Genomic DNA, 17,020 nt, shown 5'->3' on the forward strand with positions numbered 1-17,020 from the left:
CTTTAAAGATGCAATGCGGGGGCCGCGACATCGGCACTCTGATCGCCTCGGCCGCATGGCCCCTGGGGCTCATGGAGGTGAATGCAGAGCCCCTTGGTGCTGCTCGTGTAGCTCAACCAACCGATGGCTTCTAGATCCTGTAGATCGGCCCTGAGTTCACGGGTTTGCAGATGCCAGGCGTTAGCCAGATCACGGCAACTCAGCCAGACGGGTTGCCCTCCTCTGGCTCTGCATTGCAGGTGGCCGTAGAGCGTCGCGACGCGCAACGCACGGCTGGCACGGCCTGAACCCATGCGTGATCCATCCAGCTTCTGCAGGGCTTGATGGGTCAGCTCAATGGCCTCGGTGCTGACGGCGTAAAAGCGCATGGGCGATGCAGGAATGCCTGCCCGTGGTGGTATCTAGAGGCTATGGGGGTTGCCCCGAACACCAGTGCTGGCCTGGCTTCTTGGATCGGCTCGATGCATCTCCCCCGGCCGCCTTCTGTCTTCTCGGTGTTGTCCCACCCAGAGGAGCGGCTGTTTGGGCTGTTCTTTTGGTTTTCTTCTCTAAGAGTTTTTAGAGATATATAGATGGTGGTGCAATACGCCCTCACCCCTGAGGTCAATACGCCCTCACCCGTGAGTGCAATCTGCACCCACCACTGAGGGCAATCTGCACTCACCTCATCTGGGCATCAAGGTCCAGTGAGGGCAATCTGCACTCACCGCTCACAGGCCAACGCAGTAACCCAACCCGGCCGAACGGCGCAAGCGTGAAACCACGGGGAATGCTCGCGGCAGATGCCGCCGTTTCCCATGCCCCCTCGTCATGCCCCCGTTGCCTCCACCGTGAAGACCTGGCTGAACACCAGCAGTGCCCATCGCCCGCTGTGCGAGCGCACAGTGATGGAACTCTCCCGCCGCATCCAGCGCTGGCAGCAACACCCCGATGGCCCCAGCCACGCCCCCAAGCCCGTGCGCCGCAGTGCCTTGCGGGCGCGGGAGCAACTGGTGCGCCACAACCTCGGCCTGGTGGCTCACACCTGGGGCCGCCACCGCTGCAGCCTGCCCGCCCATGACGACACCACGGCCGATGCGCTGCAGGAAGCCGCGCTGAATCTGGTGCGCGCAGCCGAGAAATTTGATCCGGCCAAGGGCTATCGGTTCTCCACCTACGCCACCTTCTGGGTGCGGCGGGGTTTCACCGAGTTCGAACAACGGGCCAAGCGCGCAATCCGCTTCCCGGCAGAGAAAGCAGCGGTGGTGCTCAAGGCCCTGCGATTGAGCCAACAACATCAGGCCAGCACGGGCGATGAACCCTCGCTGGAGTGGTTGGCCGCCCAGCTCAAGTTCGATGGCAAAGCGATGAGCGCGGAGCAGCTGGCGGAGTTCATCCGCCAGTGGGATGCCACCCGCACCGGATCTCTGGATGGCGCAGAGGACGATGGCGACGAGAAGGGTGGTTGCACCCGACTTGATCTGGCCTCCCTGCAGCAAGCAGCCGAACAGCAGCAGACACAAGAGCCCGACCCACAACACGCGGCCCTGCCGCAGTTGATGAGCTGCCTGGATGAACAGGAGCACCGCCTGATTCGCAACCGCTACCTGCGCCGGCCGCCTCTGAGCCCCTGTCAGCTGCGCCGCTCGATGGGCGGGATGCAGGGCGAGCGACTGGAGCAGTTGGAAGCAACCGCCCTGGACAAGTTGCGCCAGGCCGCCACCGAGCACAACCTCAAGATTCAGCTCTGATCCATCACCAGCCACAGGCTGGCCGTACAACGCCCGGGGACCAGTCGTCCTCGGGCATTTGTCCTGTTGTGGCCCAGGTCTATGGCCTGTTGCTACAGATTGGTGATTGGCCTGGGGGTGATGCAACCCGAGGACTTACTGCTCCATGTTCAGGCCCTGAAGGCAGCAATTGAGAGCCTTCTAGATGGCTGGACTCTGGTGATCTGCAGTCACCACCGGCGCATGCGCGACACCGCAGCTCTGCTCTTGCCGCAGCTGCAATTCAGTGCCAGCTCCACCGCGGAACTCCTTGCGCTGCCGCTACCTGAAACAGGGAAGTTGCTGGTGCTCTGCGATGACGACAGCCCCGATGGCGGGGCCGCAGAGCTGATGACACAACTGCGCGAGCGCCACGGCGCCAAGCGGTGCCGCTTCCTGCTGTGCCTCGATACCGCGATCGGCGGTGAACGGCTGGTGCGGCTCTGGCGATTGAGGCCCGATGGGATCAGTTGCCGCGAGAGCTGCGGCAGTGGCCGCCTGCTCCAGTGCGTAGCTGTGCTCCTACGCAACGGCCGCTACGAAGACCCGCAGCTCTCTGATCGCATCCGCCAACTGCTCGCCAACACGCCGCTGCAAGAAGAAGCCGTTGTGCTGTCTGTGAAAGAGGAGCAACTGGTGCGCCTGGTGGCCGGCGGCCGCAGCACCCGCGAGATCGCCTCACAACTGCAGGTGCGCACCGACACGGTGCGGCGCCGGCTCAGTGCCTTGTACGGCAAAACAGGAGCCCGCAGCCAAGGCGGACTCCTGGTGTGGGGCCTCGAGCACGGGGTGCTCAGGCAGCCAGATCTGGCCTGCGGATTGCATCAAAGGCCGGGGCAAGACCATGGCGCCGCGGCAGTTGGCAACAGGCACAGGAGCGGGGCTATCCATCGCTGAGCCGTTTACCGGCCCCCGGTTTTACCGCCGCCATGACCACACAACGGGCTTAGCGTGGAGAAATGGATCTGCTTGATCGCATCACCATCGACCCCGCCATCCGGTTTGGTAAGCCCTGCGTGCGGGGGACCCGACTCACGGTTGGAGATGTTCTGGGCACCCTGGCCGCCGGGTGCAGTGAAACCGAGCTGCTTGAGGACTTCCCACAGCTCAGCCATGAAGATGTGTTGGCTTGCATGGCCTTTGCCGCTGAACGTGAACGCACCTTGATGGTGTCCACGGGGGTGGGTTGAGCATCAAGCTGCTTCTCGACGAAAACCTTTCTGAGCGTTTGCTTCCACGACTCAGCGAAGCGTTTCCAGATTCGAGCCACATCCGCATCCTTGGCCTGGGCGGTGTCGATGACCGTTCGGTGTGGGAGCAAGCAAGAGCCGGGGGCTATCTGCTGCTGACCAAGGATGACGATTTCCTTGGAATGAGTCTGAGCCTCGGCTGGCCCCCGAAGGTGATCTGCCTGGCCATTGGCAATGCCTCGAATGCAGCCACGGCCCAACTGATCCTTTCAAGGCTGGAGGAGATTCGCTACTTCAACGACCATCCAGAGGCCGGCTTCCTTCTGCTCAAGCCAGCCTCTTGATGATCCACCGTTGAACGGTGATTAGCGTCAACGGTTTCAGGCCGCAGCTCCTGAATGGTGCACTGCAGCTGAAACGGAAACCAATTCGTTCCGCCGTGGCAGGTGGCAACAGGCACCGGAGCCGGGCAACACATCGCTGAGACGTTTGGCCGCCAGCAGTGCCTCGAGTTCGACGATCTGCACCGCCTCGCGCTGACGGGGCAGCCAACCGGCGAGCAACTGGCGATCGCCCAGGGGCAGGGGTTTGGGCAGCTCGAGACGTTGGCCGAGGAACGGCAACCAGCGTTCGATGCCATCTGGCTCACGCCAAGGTTCAAAGCTGGCGACCTCCACCAACTGCTTGAGCGTGATCTCGCCGTAGCTGAGGGAGGTGAGATACATCACGTCCTTGATCTGTTCGGCCTCAAGGGGCAGAGGCATCCAGAAGCCGCGATCGGCGGCGTTCTCGATCGCATCGCGGTGATGGTGGGTGAGCAGAACCTTGGTGGTCATGGCGATAAGAAATCACTGCACCGGTTCTGGCTTTGAGGCCTTGGTGGGCACCGCCCACTGATGTGGCATCAGCTGCGCCACAGCCGTGGGATGAGCAAGCCACAGGTGTGACATGCCTGGAGGTGGTGGAACAGCACCTGCCAGTTGGAATGCGTGATTTGACCCACCGAGCGGGACTGGCAACCAGCCATTCCGTCAGCCTTTCTTCCAGCCAGTTCCCCTCAACCGAAGCCCCAGCCCCATCGCAAAGGGGGGCCCCGCCCCCCTCGGAACCTTTGGGGAGTTGCGATCTGTTGATGCCTGTTGTGTTTCGTGGTGCCGCCATTGGCGGTGTGATCGCTCTGGTGATGCAGGCGTGTGGACCGACACCGCTCGGGGCGGTCGTGCGCCACTCCGTGCACATGGGCGCCAGCAGCATCCTGGAGCGCCCGGCGAAGGCTGGCGCTCTACTCAATCCTGAGGGGTATCAACTCAATGGTGGCCTCTGGAAGAAAAATTCACAGCTGTCATTTGATGGCGCGTAGATCATCAGTCCTGCAGTCAACGCTCTGGCCGTCTAGAAGCAGCCAGGGCCTCAACGGCGCTCAGAGGCCAATACGGACGCCAAGTTGACCACCCCAACTGCCAAAGGAACCGTTGTTCCAGGTTGCGAATCCATCATTGGTTGAGAACCGAGAAGTGCCTCGGTACACAGCTTCCGCAAATAACGCGTCATCAGCACCGATATCCACAGATACACCCGCTTTAAACTGATACCCCAACAAGGATTGCGAGACACCTGCATAAGACCGGCCAGGCTCAGCAAAAGGCTGAACGTAGAGATGGGAGTATCCAATCCCTGCACCCAGATAGGGAGACCAGCTCTTGGAGGCAAGAAGATCCCAGTAGCCACTCAGAAAGGCAGAGTTCATCTGGGTACGCCCTCCGGAAGAGTAGTCAAAATAAATCCCATCCACACTGTTGTAGCCCTTGAGATAACTGGTATCCAAGGCATAGGTGGCCTCGAGACGAATGGCGCCAAAGTCATAGCCCGCACCCAATTCCAAAGCGATTCCAGGGTTTGAGAACTCCTCAAAGGTGCCCAGGTCTCCAGAGTTGGTGCGCATAGTCGGCCAATTAGCGCCAGCGGCTCCGGTTACATAAAATCCAGAGGTGTCTCCTGCTATCTGTGCGGGCTGATCACCAAGGTCGTCCTGGGCATAGGCGGACGGAACACCATTGGTTGCAGTCACGGTGAGAGCAACCAGCAAGAAAGCCGACAGGGACTGTATTGAATCAACCAAAGACCGCATAGATGGTGGGCTCGGATTCTCAGAGCCAGCACCCTAGTCACAGGCACCAGGCGATTCGAGCAGCCCCAAGCCACACGTCGTCGCATGGCAAACCTGCAACAACCGCTCACGGTCTGTCGAAACCACAATCCATTGCAGCGCAGGGAGTTCAAGGCAAGGCCAATAGCCTCCCGCACTTGCACATCCCTCATGTCCAAACGCTGTCTGCGCCGGCCGATGACCAGTGAGCAGCGGGCCTTTGCCTGCCAACACCTGGGCCTGGCGCATCAACAGGCGCATCGCTTTGCTCGCCGCTGGTCGATGTCAGTCGACGACCTGATCGGCCCCGCCTACGAGGGTCTTTGTAAGGGCGCTATTGGCTTTGATCCCACGCTCGGTCATCGCCCCTCCAGCTATCTCGTCCCCAAGGTGAAAGGCGAGTTGCTGCACTACCTGCGCGACACGGGCTTCTCGCTGCGCATCAGCCACCGGCTGCGGGAGCTGTGGATTAAGGCCCGCAAACACGTGGCACAGGGACTCACAGACCAACAAATCGCGGATCGACTGAATGTGCCTTTGCAGCGTTGGCTGGAGTGCCGGCACGCCTGTGGACATCGGCCAGTGCCGCTGCAGGAGGAGCTGATGCGTTCAGGGGATTGAATTAGCGACTCGAGCGCGGTGCCCAGAGCGAGCAGGAATGCAGGGCAACCTCAGCGAGTGTGTATGGACGCTGCCAGATATGACAGTGGCAGATCGGACCAGGAAATCCCAGCAGAAAACGGCAACTCGCGCAGGATCCGCTTCCCATACCAGTGACTGTAGTTGGCATTGAGATCAGAACACCTGTGTTGAGATTGAGCGTGCGAGCAAGAAGCCAGGATCTTGGCCTCTTATGGCATGAGTCCCAATCGGCTACTAGCAGTGGAGCCTTCAGAGCCTGAAACGAGAGTTCAATACACAGCCCTGATCCATAGAACCTGAGCGCAATCGAATCGAGCTGATCAGAAGCGACTTGTCAGAATGAGGGCGACCACCAAAACACCTGACAGGCCAAGCACCTGTATCCATGCGATCTCAGGCGACATCCAGGGGGCGCATGCAAGACAGAAGGAGGAGAAGACTGCTCATGCCGACTGCATCAGTTGTTCGTGCTGCCAGCGGCGTGACTGCGCGGAATCCAGAGGAGAGAACTCAAGCGACTTGGCTGCCCCCTCCGGAAAGGAGGGCGACTGCAGACGCCCTGTCGTGAGCGCACAGCAATCAAACAATTTAATCGCAGGCAACAGGCGAGTTGGTTTTTTTGTGTTCATGGGAGCTCGTGAGGTTAATCATGTGATGTCTGTCGTCTATCAAGACCTGCCTTTCACATCGCAGTGCCGACAGGACACCGCAATGACGCATGTGGACGTTTGAACCCGCTCAAACAGATCTGAATCTCAGCCGCGACTGAGTGGCCGTCTGTGGGCTCAATAGATGGCTGCAGGCGATGCCAGGGCCTGCTCGCTCATCCGACTTGTCTTCTCACCTTACTTGCAGACGCTGCTCGAGGGACTAGGCCCTTCTGAAGGAGCTGCTGATGGCAGGACAGCACAGGGTTCTGCGCATTCCAGACGGCACGCAGGGGAGACACCAGTAGCCTCCCGCACCTGCACTTCTTTATGGGTTCAGCCAAACACCGCCACCAACCAGCCCGTCATCTCCCCGGAAGGGGGCAAACACCGGCCGCCAACACCGATCAAGACCGCGAACTGCTGCAGTTCAATGTGCGCCTGGCCAAGGCCCGCCAGGCCCAGGCCGACACCAACCGGATTGAGCGCAAGGCCTTCCGCGAGCACGCCCGCATCGAGAACGCCGTCACCGCCTACACCCGGGAACTCTGTTCCCTATTGGATGAGCGGGGTTTTACCCAGGGTGTGACGCTCTCCCGCATCCCGGAAGGCGGGGATTCCGTGCTGATCGTGCAACTGAGCGATCTGCACTTCAACGAGCGGGTTGAACTGCCCTCCAACCGCTACGACTTCACCGTGGCGGCGCAGCGGCTGGCCAAGCTCGCCCAACGCGTCAAGCAACTGGGCCAGAGCTATGGCGCCCGCAAGGTGGTGGTGGCCTGTCTGGGGGATTTCCTCAACAGCGACCGGCGCCTCGATGAGCTGCTCTCCAACAGCACCAACCGTTCCAGAGCAACCCTGCTTGCCGTCGACATCCTGCGGGCCTTTCTGCTCGATCTACGCGAGCAGTTCGAGCTCGAGGTCTATGGCATCACCGGCAATGAAAGCCGCGTGAACAAAGAGCTCGGCTGGAGCGATGAACTCGCCACCGACAGCTACGACCTGATGATCTACGAGATCCTCAAGCGCGGCTTTGCCGGCACGGAGGGGATCAACTTCTGCGGCTTCCGCGCCAACGAGCTCCTCTTTGAGGTGATGGGCCGCACCTTCCTCTGCCTGCACGGCCACCAGATCGGCGCGAATGTGCAGAAGTCGGTGCAAGAGATCACCGGTAAGTACGCCGCCCAAGGCATCACGGTTGACTACACACTCTTTGGCCACCTGCACGCCAGCGCCATCGGCGACTACCACGCCCGCAATGCCTCCCTGGTGGGCAGCAACGCCTACTCAGAAGCCGGTCTGAACTTCTGCAGCAAGGCCGCGCAGAACATCCATGTGGTCACACCCGGAACCATCGACGGAATGAAGGTCGATCTCCAGGACGTCACCGGGATCGATCCCTATCCCTTTGCCGCTGAGTGGGAGGCCTACTGCCCAAGAGCGAGCGCAAACTCCACACCCCTTCTGTCGTCTACCAGGTTGTTGTCTGATGACTGTTGCCACTGCCACCGGTGCCATCGGCACCCGCGCCACTGTGCAGCTCGCGACTGAGCTGGCCGCCACCGAGCTCCAAAGCGCCCTGCTCCAGGCCATCACCGGCCTGACCCAACTGGTGAGCCAGCTCAGCCAGCAGTTCCCCATCGCCCAGCCCGCTGCGACAGCTGAGCCCTGGATGGAGGAACGGCCCGCCCAGGCAAGCCAGCCGACATGCGTGCCCAACCTCTCCCCCCTCTGGGATGAGCTCTCCGTCGTCGAACTCCGCTCCCTCCTGCGCAGCTACCCGATCGATCGCACCTCACTCCCCGCCGCCTGTCAGGCGACAGCAAAAACTGGTCCGGCGGCGACACGAAAACTGGTCCACCCTGTGGAGCGAGCCAGGCCTGACGACACGGTGAGCGCAGGGGCGTCATCTCTGGAGCCGATGGCTGCGGAGATGCCGGTGCAGACCCCTCAGGATGTGGAGGCGATGCAGCGGCTTTCGGCAGCAGGCTGGGGCCGTAGACGGATTGCCCGGGAACTGGGCTGTTCGCCGGAGACGGTGCGCAAGTACCTACGGCAGGGTGGCTGGCAGCCCTATGGCAAGCCCTGCCGCACCTCGGTTCTCGATGGTCAACGGGAGTGGCTGCGGCAGCGATTTCTGGCCCACCGCGGCAATGCCGACGTGCTGCGGCAGGAGTTGGCCAGTGAGAAGGGAATCAAGGTGAGCCTGCGCACGGTGGAGCGTGCGGTTGAGCCATGGCGGCGTGAGCTGCGCAACGCAGCTGTGGCGACGGTGCGGTTTGAGACGCCACCGGGCCGGCAGCTGCAGGCGGACTTTGGCCAGTGCGTGGTGCGTATTGGCGGCGAGCGGGTGCGGGTGCACCTGGCGGTGCTCACCTTGGGATACTCCAGGCGACTGTTGGTGCGGGCGTTCCGCAGCGAGAAGCAGGACCACTGGCTCTCAACCCTGGAGGAGGGGTTCCGGCACTGGGGCGGTGTGCCTCAGGAGGTGCTCGTGGATAACGCTCGCGCCCTGGTGAGTCAGCACGATCCGGAACGACAGATCCTGGTGTTTGCCCAGCGGCTTGAGCAGTTCGCCAGCTACTGGGGGTTCAAGCCCCGCGCCTGCCGGCCGTACCGGGCCAGGACGAAAGGCAAAGACGAACGTGGGGTGGCGTACGTCAAACGCAACGCCATGGCCGGGCGGGAGTTCAGCAGCTGGGCGGAGCTGGAGGCCCATCTGGTGCGCTGGACCCGTGAGGTCGCTGACCTGAGGGTGCATGGCACCACGGGTGAGGCGCCGCTGGAGCGGTTTATGCGCGCAGAAGCCCAGGCCTTGCAGCCGCTGGAGGCCAAGCCGTCCTTCTTGGCAGAGCGGGAGCTGGTGCGCGTTGTGCACAGCGACTGCTGCGTGGAAGTGGAAGCGAACTGGTATTCGGCGCCGCAGGCGCTGATCCGCCAGCGGGTGAGCGTGCTGGTGCGCGATCAACAGGTTCTGATCCGCCATGGCGGCAGGATCGTGGCTGAGCACAGGCGTCAGCGGCCTGGTAGCCGTAGCCGCCAGGTGATCGACGGCCATTGGGATGGCCTGGTGCCGCAACGGCAGCGGCGCGAGGCGGTGCGTTCGCTGCGGGACACCAGCGAGCGTTGTGATCAAGAACAGGAGCAAGAGCAGGAGCGGCGCATGGTTCGCAGCTCTGAACTGGCCCGGCCTCTGGCCGTCTATGCCGAGCTGATCGGTGAGGTAGCGGCATGAGCACCAACCCGCGCAACCGATCCACACCCATCACGCCACCGGTGCCGACCGAGGAGCTGGAGGCGATGCTTACCCGCCTGCGGCTACCGGCCATCCGCGATCGCCTCGATGCGCTCCTGGAGGAGGCGGCAAGGCGGGAGATGAACCTGCGTGAGGCGCTGACCTGGCTCTGCACAGCTGAGGTGGCTCGCAAGGACCAGCTGCGGATGGAAATGGCGCTGCGGCTGGCGCGCTTTCCGTATGTGCGGACGCTGGAGGCATTTGATTTCGAGGCTCAGCCGTCGATCGATCCGGCCCAAATCCGCGAGCTGGCCACCTGCCGTTGGGTGGCCAACGGCGACACCTTGCTACTGCTCGGACCGCCGGGTGTGGGTAAGACCCACTTGGCCGTGGCACTGGGCCGGGAGGCGGTGCGGCTCGGTCACAGCGTCCAGTACGTCGGTGCGATGGAGCTGATCACAGCCCTGGCCAAAGCCCAGGCGCAGCACGCCCTGGAAGCAAGGCTGACGCAGTACGCCAAAACCCGGCTGCTGATCATCGATGAGCTCGGCTACCTGCCGCTTGAGCCGAACGCGGCCTATCTGTTCTTCCAGCTGATCTCCCGCTGCTACCAGCGCGGCAGCGTGTTGATCACCTCCAACCGCCCCGTCATGGAGTGGGGCGAGGTGTTTGGTGATCAGGTGGTTGCCACGGCAATCCTCGATCGGCTGCTGCACCACAGCCACGTGCTGACGATCCGGGGCGACAGCTACCGGCTCAAAGGGAAACGTCGCAGCGGTCTCATCCGCCCGCAGGCGGGCGGTTCCTCCTCACAGGACAGCGCTGGCCTACAGCCACCGCCGCCCAGTGAGGAGGCCTGAAGGAAAACTCGAATCAGGCAGCACAGGTTCCGCAGCCCACAACAACCACGTCACGACACACACCGATGAGGCAACGATCGAAAAGCCAACGGAAGGCCCCCATCAGCAGACCATCAGCTGGACCAGATTTCGTGTCGCCGGAGGACCAAAAGCGGATGTCGCTTGACACCGCCATCGAACGCCTGCGCCGCAACGAACTCATCGAAGCCCTCAACCAAATCCAAGCCCTCGGCGCCTAAGGGGCCATAGGCCCCCTTGCGATTCAGATCTCGGCCACTCGCACACACCTCACACACGCGTATGACTGCAACCCTCACCGCCACTCCTGTCTCCCTGGGCGAACCCGCACCGGGAACTCCAGAAGCCCTGCTCCTTCTCGCCAACGCCGGCGTTCTGCCCGCAAGCTCTGGCACGGAAGACCAGCGTTTCTCACCTGACTCCATCACCACCTGCGTGACCCGCCTACTTGAGGTGAAGCAACAGCAAGAACTCCTGACCGCCGAGCAGAAGGAGCTGAGCGAACAGCTACGGCTGGCGCACCTACGCGGTGACCTGCTCACCCTCCTGCCTGCCGGCAGGGATGGGAATGGTTACCAGATCACGCCGGACCTGGTGCTCAACCGCCGCCCCGGCCGCAAGCAGTGGACCTACTCCAGCGACTGCAAGGAGATCGAATGCCAACTCAAGGCACGCCAGAGCTATGAACAGCAGAGCGGCCTGGCGAGTTACAGCCTGGGTGCGGCGTTCTGGGAGGTGCGGGCGAGCAAGAGCTGACGCCAACCCCACTCCGCCAGCCATCAGGAGCCCTGGGTTACAGCCCGGGGCTCTTGTTGTCTTGATGACTTTTGCAGCTTTAGCACTGTAATCACCAGAAACTCCCCGAAACCTCCCTGGCTCCTCATCTGGTATTGAGCGTTCAACCCTGCGATCGTGAATACATCGAGAGGAACACGCCTCCGACTTCACCTCACACATCAAGGAGTTTCAATCATGACTAACAACGCAGACCGTGATCTCAACCTTCAAGCTACCGACCTCCGTCATCAACCAGTAGAGCCTTCGGATGAAGAGTTGGCTGTTGTGGCCGGTGGTTTTGACAAGGATGCATACTGGCAAGGGGTTGTTAGGCTGTTATCTGATGAAATCGAGCGCGGAAAAGCCACCATGGTCGGTTATGATCGCTTTCGCGGATCGGCAGGCAGTCAAACTGTTTTCTCCTGAGGCTATCTAGCAGTTCAATTAACAAGCTATGCCATCTATTGATAGTGGGCATTTCGAACGCAAATCCGGAAAGCAGATACAACCGCACATCATTGGTAACGCTGCGGTCAGGACGAACACTGATGGCCACATAACAAAGGAAAGCCCTCTTACTTGCAGCCTCTAAACGCCTTCGGAAGCCCGCCTAACCAGCGGGCTTTTTCATGCACGGCTCTTCACCAGAGACTCTCCGAAAGCTACCCCGCTCCTCATCTGGTCTGGATTTCTCAGTACTGCGATGGTTAACACATCGCGAGGAACACACCTCCGATCTCACACCAACCGCTCTACAAGGCCAACACCATGAATACCGACATCATTGAAGTCAACACCGAAGAGCTCGAAGCCATTCAGGGTGGAGGCTCAACAATCCTTGGGAACACGGCACCCGTTGACCCACAGCTTCAACAGTTACACCAAGCGTCGGCAGCAGAGTTCATCCGGAACATTTATCCCTGAGTAACTTGCTGAATTCAGATCACCACTCCGTTCTTGCCCCGGTTCGCCCGGGGCTTTTTAGTATCCATCTATCAGTTCTAAGGAAACTCTGGACAAGCGGTGTTTGAGCGGCGGCAGCGAGCAGAAAGAGTGGTTTTGGCTGCAAATTGCCTCTGAGGCCATTTTTTGATGACCTTGGCTCACATATCCAGCCACTTTCGGCTGGTTTTGAGGCTAAATAGAGGTGTGCAGGCACACCAAGTCCCTGTTCACACTGTCGCGAGTAATTGTCGTCGGGCCTGGTACAGATTCGACAGTGCCGCAAGCACGTTGATTTTGCAGCGGTTCTTGGCCAAGCCTCGCAGCCGGGTCTTTTGAAAGCCGAACTGCTGCTTGATCACACGGAAGGGATGCTCAACCTTGGAGCGGATGTGAGCTTTGGCCGTCTCGATCAGATCCTGCACCCTCCCATCCGGGGTGTCAGGAAGAGCCCTGCGCGTGCCGGGCCGCATCGCCACTCTGAACTCCGCTGTCTTGCCAGCCATTTCTGGTCTCTTGGCGATGCCCTGGTAGCCAGCATCGCCGTACACCACCTCCTCATCTCCATGCAGTAGCTCAGCTGCCGGGGTGAGGTCGTGCACGTTGGCGGCGGTGACGACAACCGAATGGATCAGGCCTGAGTCCTTGTCAACGCCGGCGTGGACCTTCATGCCGAAGTACCACTGGTTGCCCTTTTTGGTCTGGTGCATCTCCGGATCCCGCTTCCCATCTTTGTTCTTGGTGGAGCTGGGCGCTGCGATCAAGGTGGCATCGACGATCGTGCCCTGACGCATGGTTACGCCCCGAGCGGCCAGGAGCGCTTTGACGGTGTCAAAAATCTGCTCACCCAGCCCATGCTTCTCAAGCAGATGGCGGAACGTGAGGATCGTGGTCTCGTCCGGGATCCGATCGCTGATCAGCTCGATGCCGGCAAAGCGGCGCATGGTGGGCACCTCGATCAAGGCCTCTTCCATGGCCGGATCGCTGAGGGAGTACCACTGCTGCAGCAGATGAATGCGCAGCATCGTTGCCAGCGGATAGGGAGGCCTGCCGCCTTTCTTGCTCGCCTTGGGGTAGTGCGGCTCGATCAGATCGATGAGTGCCTGCCAAGGCACCACAGCCTCCATCTCGGAGAGAAATTTCTCGCGCTTGGTGCGCTTCTTGGCCGTGGTCAGCTCATAGTCCGTGAAACCGAGCTGCTTGCCGCCCATCAACCCAGTCCTGGTCTGCGATTACAGGTTCATTTTCGCGCAGACGGGCTGGGTTTTCCAGAATTTCCCTAATCAAACCCCCGAGCAATGCCCGGGGTCCTGAACCAATCAACATTCCAATGGCTGTAGATGGTCGAAGCTGCTGGCGTTGGCGCCTGGGCCGAACGTTCCAGGTGTGGGTTGTTTGGTCTCCTGGGGCACCTAAGGCGGTGCAAACGGAGTGTCGATCAGTCAGGCGCACAGGTTGAGGTGGCTTTGGTGCCTTTCCTCCTCTTGCCCGGCTGAACGACCTGCCCACGGTTGGGTGAAGACTGTTGGAGCAGGGGCCTGCAGTCAGCGTGCTTCTGGTTGGTAGCGCGGTGGCGTGTCGTCCATTCGGGCGCCTCCTTGGTTGATGCATACACATTCGCCCCGCCGCTGGCGCTGAGCAATCGGCGTTTACACGCATTGCCTTGGTGGCCGAGTAGGAGCAAGGTGGCCTTTGGTTTGTGCCTCTGGCCTGGGTCTACGTGGTTAGAGCGCGCTCCAGTAGACAGGCCGCGAGATTGCTCAGCGAGCGACCCTCCTCAAGGCTGCGGCTTTCAAGGTCGCGGAAGGTGCTGTGAGGGATCGTGATGGTGATCCGCTTGCTCGCTCGACTGGATCGCGACTCTCCGCGACAGTCAGAGGGATTTGCGTAGGCCAAGGACAACCTCCATGGCTGAAATCTTTACTTTGTTTTCCGGTTGAGCCCATCACGCCTGTGGCTTCACAAAAGGTCTCGCATCTGATGCATGGTGGCCCGATCCAAACAGGTGATCGGAGTTACGGCAGCGATGCAGCAGAGCGCTGCAGTCTGCAGCCTTCATTCAGGCAGAGAGGGTGCATCATGCGATCGAGCATCCTCGACAATCTCCACGCAGGATTGAGAAAGAATGTGCTCAATCAGTTCTGGAAGTGAGCGATGACTGCGCCCTGCCTGCCTCATCAATTTCTCCAGCAACTCCTCAGAAAGATCAAGCTCAAGCCGCTGCGGCATACGGCTTGGATCAAGCTGAAAGCGAGGATCCTGTTCGCCTGGAGCTGACTGGAATGGAGGCATTTCTATGGAGGCGTAGGCCATTGGTGGAGATCAGCTGGCTATAGCAACGGCTGCAGTCCTTATTTTTGGGAGCACGAAACTAAAACGTGACCAATGCTCTTCAATGGCGCGCTATGAGTTTCTTAACGCCCGGGCTTAGTCGGTGCACGAGGTGTCGCGTGCTCAGCGTCCCCATCTCGGCTCCAGCGGTGGCGGTGGTTGCCATTGCGGCGTGCACGGTTTCCACCCCTCAGCCAAGCGCTGACGCCAGAGCTCAACTGCTCGCTCGCGGCTGAGGCGCACACGCCGCTGCAGCAACGGCACTGCTTGATCCCGCAACACCTGGCCGCTGGTGATCTCCAGCTCCTGCTGCCACTGATTCCAGATCGCGGGCTTGAAGTGCAGGACTTGGCGGCCATCACTCAGCCAGCCCTCAGCCGGAGCCGATGGAATCCGCTGACCCTTCTGAACGAACACCCCTCAGCCCACCTCCGGCGCCCAACCCCGTTGGCGAACCATGTCATCCGTCCAGCCCTGGCAGCGGCGGATCAGGTGCTCGCCCTGGGCGATCTGGCCGCGGTGCAACTGGCAGGCGAGCACCGGGATGCACTCGGCTCCGGCGTGGTGCCTGAACCAGTGACAGGTCATGCAGACCTTGCGGCTGCGGCTGGTGCGCAGCACGCCCTCGTCCAGATACGGCCAGGCCTCACAGTCACTGCTTGCAGCCACCGCGGTGGGCCGGATTCGAGACGCCGCCATCAATCCTCTCCATGCGTACACCTGTACTAGCAAGGATTCATCGGGTTGGCTCGGGCTCTTTGGCATCGACTGCCTCTGTCAGCCACGCCCGCTGACGAGATCGGAACCCTTCTGGGCCTCACACCCTTCCCTTTGCTCGCCTTCTTCCGATCACTTCTGCCTCTAGTCCCAACCCTGCTGCCGATGCTCAGCTGGACGCGCTCCTGTCTGACGCCGCCCTCTCGCCAGCAAGCCTCAGCCGACGAGCTCACGCTCCCGCCCTTCCAGCAAGACCACGCCTTTGCCGTCTTTGAGCAGGGCGACTGGTTGGCGGAACTGGATCTCCTGCAACTGGGATCGGCCCTGCAGCGCAGCGCCATCGCCCGAGGCGGCTATGACGGCCGCTCCTTCGATGTCATGGTCGCCATCGCCGATGTTCTGGAAGCCGATCACGGCTGGAGCTTTGAGCAGTCCGATTCCTGGCTCGAGCGGATGGGGCTCTGGGAGGAGGAGGTCTGAGGGTTCAGAACCAGCCAGTAGCCTCCCGTGCCCCGCTCTGGTCGCAGCGTCGTCTGCCTGGCTGCCGATGAGTGAACACCTCTGGCTGACCACTGCCGAGCTCTGCTCCCATCTGGCTATCAGCCGCTCCACCCTCTTTGCCATCCGCCGCTCGGGGCTGCTCAAGGACGGGCGGCATCTGGTGTCCAAGAACCCAACCAGTTCCCGCTCGCACCTGCTCTGGCACCGCCAGCGGTGTGAATTGGCGCTCGGGAGGATCAGCTGATGGGTGAGCAGAGCACCCTTTGGCTCTCAACACCTGAGCTGAGCTCCCAGCTCGGCGTCAGCCGCTCTTCCCTGCGCCGTTGGGTGCACAGTGGCCTCCTACGAGAAGGGCAGCACTGGGTTCGGATGAACCCCTGCTGCCCGCGCTCCGATCAGTTGTGGCAGCCCGAGCGCTGCGCCGAACAGATCAACCGGCAGCGGCCTCACTGCCGCCGCTGAGCAGGCGGCGCACCACAGACGCCTTGGTCTGCTCACCACTGATCTCACTCAGATACGTCCGGCGGTGCACCTCTGGGCTGTGGCCCATCACGGCCGCCACGTCCGCGTAGTTCCAGGTTGTGGTCTCCCGAGCGCGGATCGCATAGGCGTGGCGCAGGTCGTACGGCACGCAGCGCTCCTTGCGCTTCTGCGCCTTCTTCTTGCCCTGAGCAGGCGCCGTTTCCACCCAGGCGTAGAGCTTGGTTTTCACCTCAAACTCCGCTTTGGCATCGGAGCTGCGCAGCTTGTGGCAGCAGAGCGCCCCAAGGCGTTCGTTGTTGTCGCAGCGCTTGAGCCCGCGTCCCCGGGATTGGTTTAATTCCCTGCGCATTCAACCCCGGCATAGCCGGGGTTGAATGCGCAGGTCAGGCACCCGGCTTTACGGCTGGCATTGCAAGGGGTGGGCAGGCCCGTGACTCTGGTTTGAGCACTACCTCAACCAGACGAACCGTGCTCAAGATGGATTCTGGCGCTTCTGCACTCGCGCCGCTACTGGATGTCAGCACTGCCGGTGAGCTGATCCCTGAACTGGTGCGCCATGGCCTGCAGCAGCTGATTGAGCTGGAGGTCGCTGCCGTGCTCGGCGCCGAGCACGGCTACCGGCCCAGGCTACTCACCACCCAGGTGGGTGACATCGATCTCCAGATCCCGAAACTGCGCTCAGGCAGTTTTCTGCCCTCGATCCTCGAACCGCGCCGGCGCGTGGACCAGGCTCTCTACGCCGTCGTGATGGAGACCCCGGCGACAGATGATCATGTGCGCTCA

At 61.4% G+C, this 17,020-nt stretch carries 23 protein-coding genes and 1 pseudogene; 15 read left to right on the forward strand and 9 right to left on the reverse strand.

The genetic code is table 11. From position 1 onward, the window contains the following. Positions 1-2: 2 nt before the first annotated feature. Positions 3-368 carry a hypothetical protein gene (locus CB0101_RS11855; protein WP_210409956.1) on the reverse strand — a complete coding sequence of 122 codons (366 nt, stop codon included), beginning with the start codon at positions 366-368 and terminating at the stop codon, positions 3-5. 429 nt (positions 369-797) lie between these two features. Here CB0101_RS11855 and CB0101_RS11860 point away from each other — a divergent pair, with 429 nt between their 5' ends. The 4 genes from CB0101_RS11860 to CB0101_RS11875 all read left to right on the forward strand — a co-directional run bounded on the left by CB0101_RS11860 (position 798) and on the right by CB0101_RS11875 (position 3,282). After that, positions 798-1,730, forward strand: a complete 933-nt coding sequence (locus CB0101_RS11860; RefSeq protein WP_010302812.1) for a sigma-70 family RNA polymerase sigma factor — start codon at positions 798-800, stop codon at positions 1,728-1,730. A 222-nt stretch (positions 1,731-1,952) separates the two neighbouring features. Further along, entirely contained in the window at positions 1,953-2,645 is a 693-nt protein-coding gene (locus tag CB0101_RS11865; RefSeq protein WP_246833757.1) for a LuxR C-terminal-related transcriptional regulator, read from the forward strand. A 62-nt stretch (positions 2,646-2,707) separates the two neighbouring features. Continuing rightward, entirely contained in the window at positions 2,708-2,938 is a 231-nt protein-coding gene (locus CB0101_RS11870; protein ID WP_010302820.1) for a DUF433 domain-containing protein, read from the forward strand. After that, positions 2,935-3,282, forward strand: a complete 348-nt coding sequence (locus CB0101_RS11875) for a DUF5615 family PIN-like protein (RefSeq protein WP_010302823.1) — start codon at positions 2,935-2,937, stop codon at positions 3,280-3,282. Before CB0101_RS11870 ends, CB0101_RS11875 begins: the two co-directional genes overlap by 4 nt. A gap of 36 nt (positions 3,283-3,318) precedes the next feature. On the opposite strand, the gene CB0101_RS11880 is transcribed toward CB0101_RS11875, so the two are convergent. Beyond that, positions 3,319-3,774, reverse strand: a complete 456-nt coding sequence (locus CB0101_RS11880) for a hypothetical protein (RefSeq protein WP_010302826.1) — start codon at positions 3,772-3,774, stop codon at positions 3,319-3,321. A 296-nt stretch (positions 3,775-4,070) separates the two neighbouring features. On the opposite strand from CB0101_RS11880, the gene CB0101_RS11885 reads away from it, so the two are divergent. After that, positions 4,071-4,298 (forward strand): hypothetical protein, encoded by a 228-nt coding sequence (locus CB0101_RS11885; protein WP_136644119.1) that lies wholly within the window; start codon positions 4,071-4,073, stop codon positions 4,296-4,298. Positions 4,299-4,358: 60 nt separating this feature from the next. Here CB0101_RS11885 and CB0101_RS11890 read toward each other — a convergent pair whose 3' ends face one another. Further along, positions 4,359-5,024, reverse strand: coding sequence for an outer membrane protein (locus CB0101_RS11890; RefSeq protein ID WP_246833759.1), 666 nt, complete (start codon positions 5,022-5,024; stop codon positions 4,359-4,361). A gap of 231 nt (positions 5,025-5,255) precedes the next feature. Between CB0101_RS11890 and CB0101_RS11895 the strand changes: the two genes are divergently transcribed. From CB0101_RS11895 to CB0101_RS11920, 6 genes are all read left to right on the forward strand, one after another. Further along, a complete protein-coding gene (locus tag CB0101_RS11895; protein WP_246833760.1) occupies positions 5,256-5,705 on the forward strand; it encodes a sigma factor in 450 nt (149 codons plus the stop codon). Between the two features lie 998 nt (positions 5,706-6,703). Next, on the forward strand, positions 6,704-7,924 hold the full coding sequence (locus CB0101_RS11900) for a hypothetical protein (protein WP_136644120.1): 1,221 nt from the start codon (positions 6,704-6,706) through the stop codon (positions 7,922-7,924). Continuing rightward, positions 7,863-9,608, forward strand: coding sequence for an IS21 family transposase (istA, locus tag CB0101_RS11905; protein WP_136644121.1), 1,746 nt, complete (start codon positions 7,863-7,865; stop codon positions 9,606-9,608). Before CB0101_RS11900 ends, istA begins: the two co-directional genes overlap by 62 nt. Further along, the gene (gene istB / locus CB0101_RS11910; protein ID WP_136643950.1) at positions 9,605-10,468 is read left to right on the forward strand and encodes an IS21-like element helper ATPase IstB; all 864 of its coding nucleotides are present in this window, start codon (positions 9,605-9,607) and stop codon (positions 10,466-10,468) included. The genes istA and istB overlap by 4 nt, the downstream gene beginning before the upstream one ends. A 300-nt stretch (positions 10,469-10,768) precedes the next feature. Then, a complete protein-coding gene (locus CB0101_RS11915; RefSeq protein WP_010302865.1) occupies positions 10,769-11,242 on the forward strand; it encodes a hypothetical protein in 474 nt (157 codons plus the stop codon). A 216-nt stretch (positions 11,243-11,458) separates the two neighbouring features. Then, on the forward strand, positions 11,459-11,689 hold the full coding sequence (locus CB0101_RS11920) for a hypothetical protein (RefSeq protein ID WP_136644122.1): 231 nt from the start codon (positions 11,459-11,461) through the stop codon (positions 11,687-11,689). A gap of 746 nt (positions 11,690-12,435) precedes the next feature. Here CB0101_RS11920 and CB0101_RS11925 read toward each other — a convergent pair. The 5 genes from CB0101_RS11925 to CB0101_RS11945 all read right to left on the reverse strand — a co-directional run bounded on the left by CB0101_RS11925 (position 12,436) and on the right by CB0101_RS11945 (position 15,205). Beyond that, complete coding sequence (locus tag CB0101_RS11925) at positions 12,436-13,416, reverse strand: IS5 family transposase (protein ID WP_136643901.1); 981 nt, start codon at positions 13,414-13,416, stop codon at positions 12,436-12,438. Between the two features lie 505 nt (positions 13,417-13,921). Continuing rightward, complete coding sequence (locus tag CB0101_RS11930) at positions 13,922-14,107, reverse strand: hypothetical protein (RefSeq protein ID WP_210409957.1); 186 nt, start codon at positions 14,105-14,107, stop codon at positions 13,922-13,924. Positions 14,108-14,260: 153 nt separating this feature from the next. Next, positions 14,261-14,518 carry a hypothetical protein gene (locus tag CB0101_RS11935; protein ID WP_136644124.1) on the reverse strand — a complete coding sequence of 86 codons (258 nt, stop codon included), beginning with the start codon at positions 14,516-14,518 and terminating at the stop codon, positions 14,261-14,263. Positions 14,519-14,659: 141 nt separating this feature from the next. Further along, on the reverse strand, positions 14,660-14,953 hold the full coding sequence (locus CB0101_RS11940; protein ID WP_136644125.1) for a DUF1651 domain-containing protein: 294 nt from the start codon (positions 14,951-14,953) through the stop codon (positions 14,660-14,662). A gap of 3 nt (positions 14,954-14,956) precedes the next feature. Next, on the reverse strand, positions 14,957-15,205 hold the full coding sequence (locus tag CB0101_RS11945) for a galactose oxidase (RefSeq protein ID WP_246833761.1): 249 nt from the start codon (positions 15,203-15,205) through the stop codon (positions 14,957-14,959). Positions 15,206-15,418: 213 nt separating this feature from the next. On the opposite strand from CB0101_RS11945, the gene CB0101_RS11950 reads away from it, so the two are divergent. The 3 genes from CB0101_RS11950 to CB0101_RS11960 all read left to right on the forward strand — a co-directional run bounded on the left by CB0101_RS11950 (position 15,419) and on the right by CB0101_RS11960 (position 16,216). Then, positions 15,419-15,733: a hypothetical protein gene (locus tag CB0101_RS11950; protein WP_136644127.1), complete on the forward strand. Its 315-nt coding sequence runs from the start codon at positions 15,419-15,421 to the stop codon at positions 15,731-15,733. Between the two features lie 67 nt (positions 15,734-15,800). After that, a complete protein-coding gene (locus tag CB0101_RS11955; protein WP_136644128.1) occupies positions 15,801-15,998 on the forward strand; it encodes a hypothetical protein in 198 nt (65 codons plus the stop codon). Next, positions 15,998-16,216 (forward strand): helix-turn-helix domain-containing protein, encoded by a 219-nt coding sequence (locus CB0101_RS11960; RefSeq protein WP_136644129.1) that lies wholly within the window; start codon positions 15,998-16,000, stop codon positions 16,214-16,216. Before CB0101_RS11955 ends, CB0101_RS11960 begins: the two co-directional genes overlap by 1 nt. Here the strand turns inward: CB0101_RS11960 and CB0101_RS11965 are convergent. Beyond that, entirely contained in the window at positions 16,185-16,586 is a 402-nt protein-coding gene (locus tag CB0101_RS11965) for a hypothetical protein (protein ID WP_010302884.1), read from the reverse strand. The two genes, CB0101_RS11960 and CB0101_RS11965, sit on opposite strands and share 32 nt — an antisense overlap. Before the next feature lie 128 nt (positions 16,587-16,714). Between CB0101_RS11965 and CB0101_RS11970 the strand changes: the two are divergent. Then, a pseudogene (locus tag CB0101_RS11970) lies at positions 16,715-17,020 on the forward strand (transposase); the annotation flags it as partial.

Origin of the sequence: Synechococcus sp. CB0101 (genome assembly GCF_000179235.2) — a bacterium.
Taxonomy (GTDB): Bacteria; Cyanobacteriota; Cyanobacteriia; order PCC-6307; family Cyanobiaceae; genus Vulcanococcus.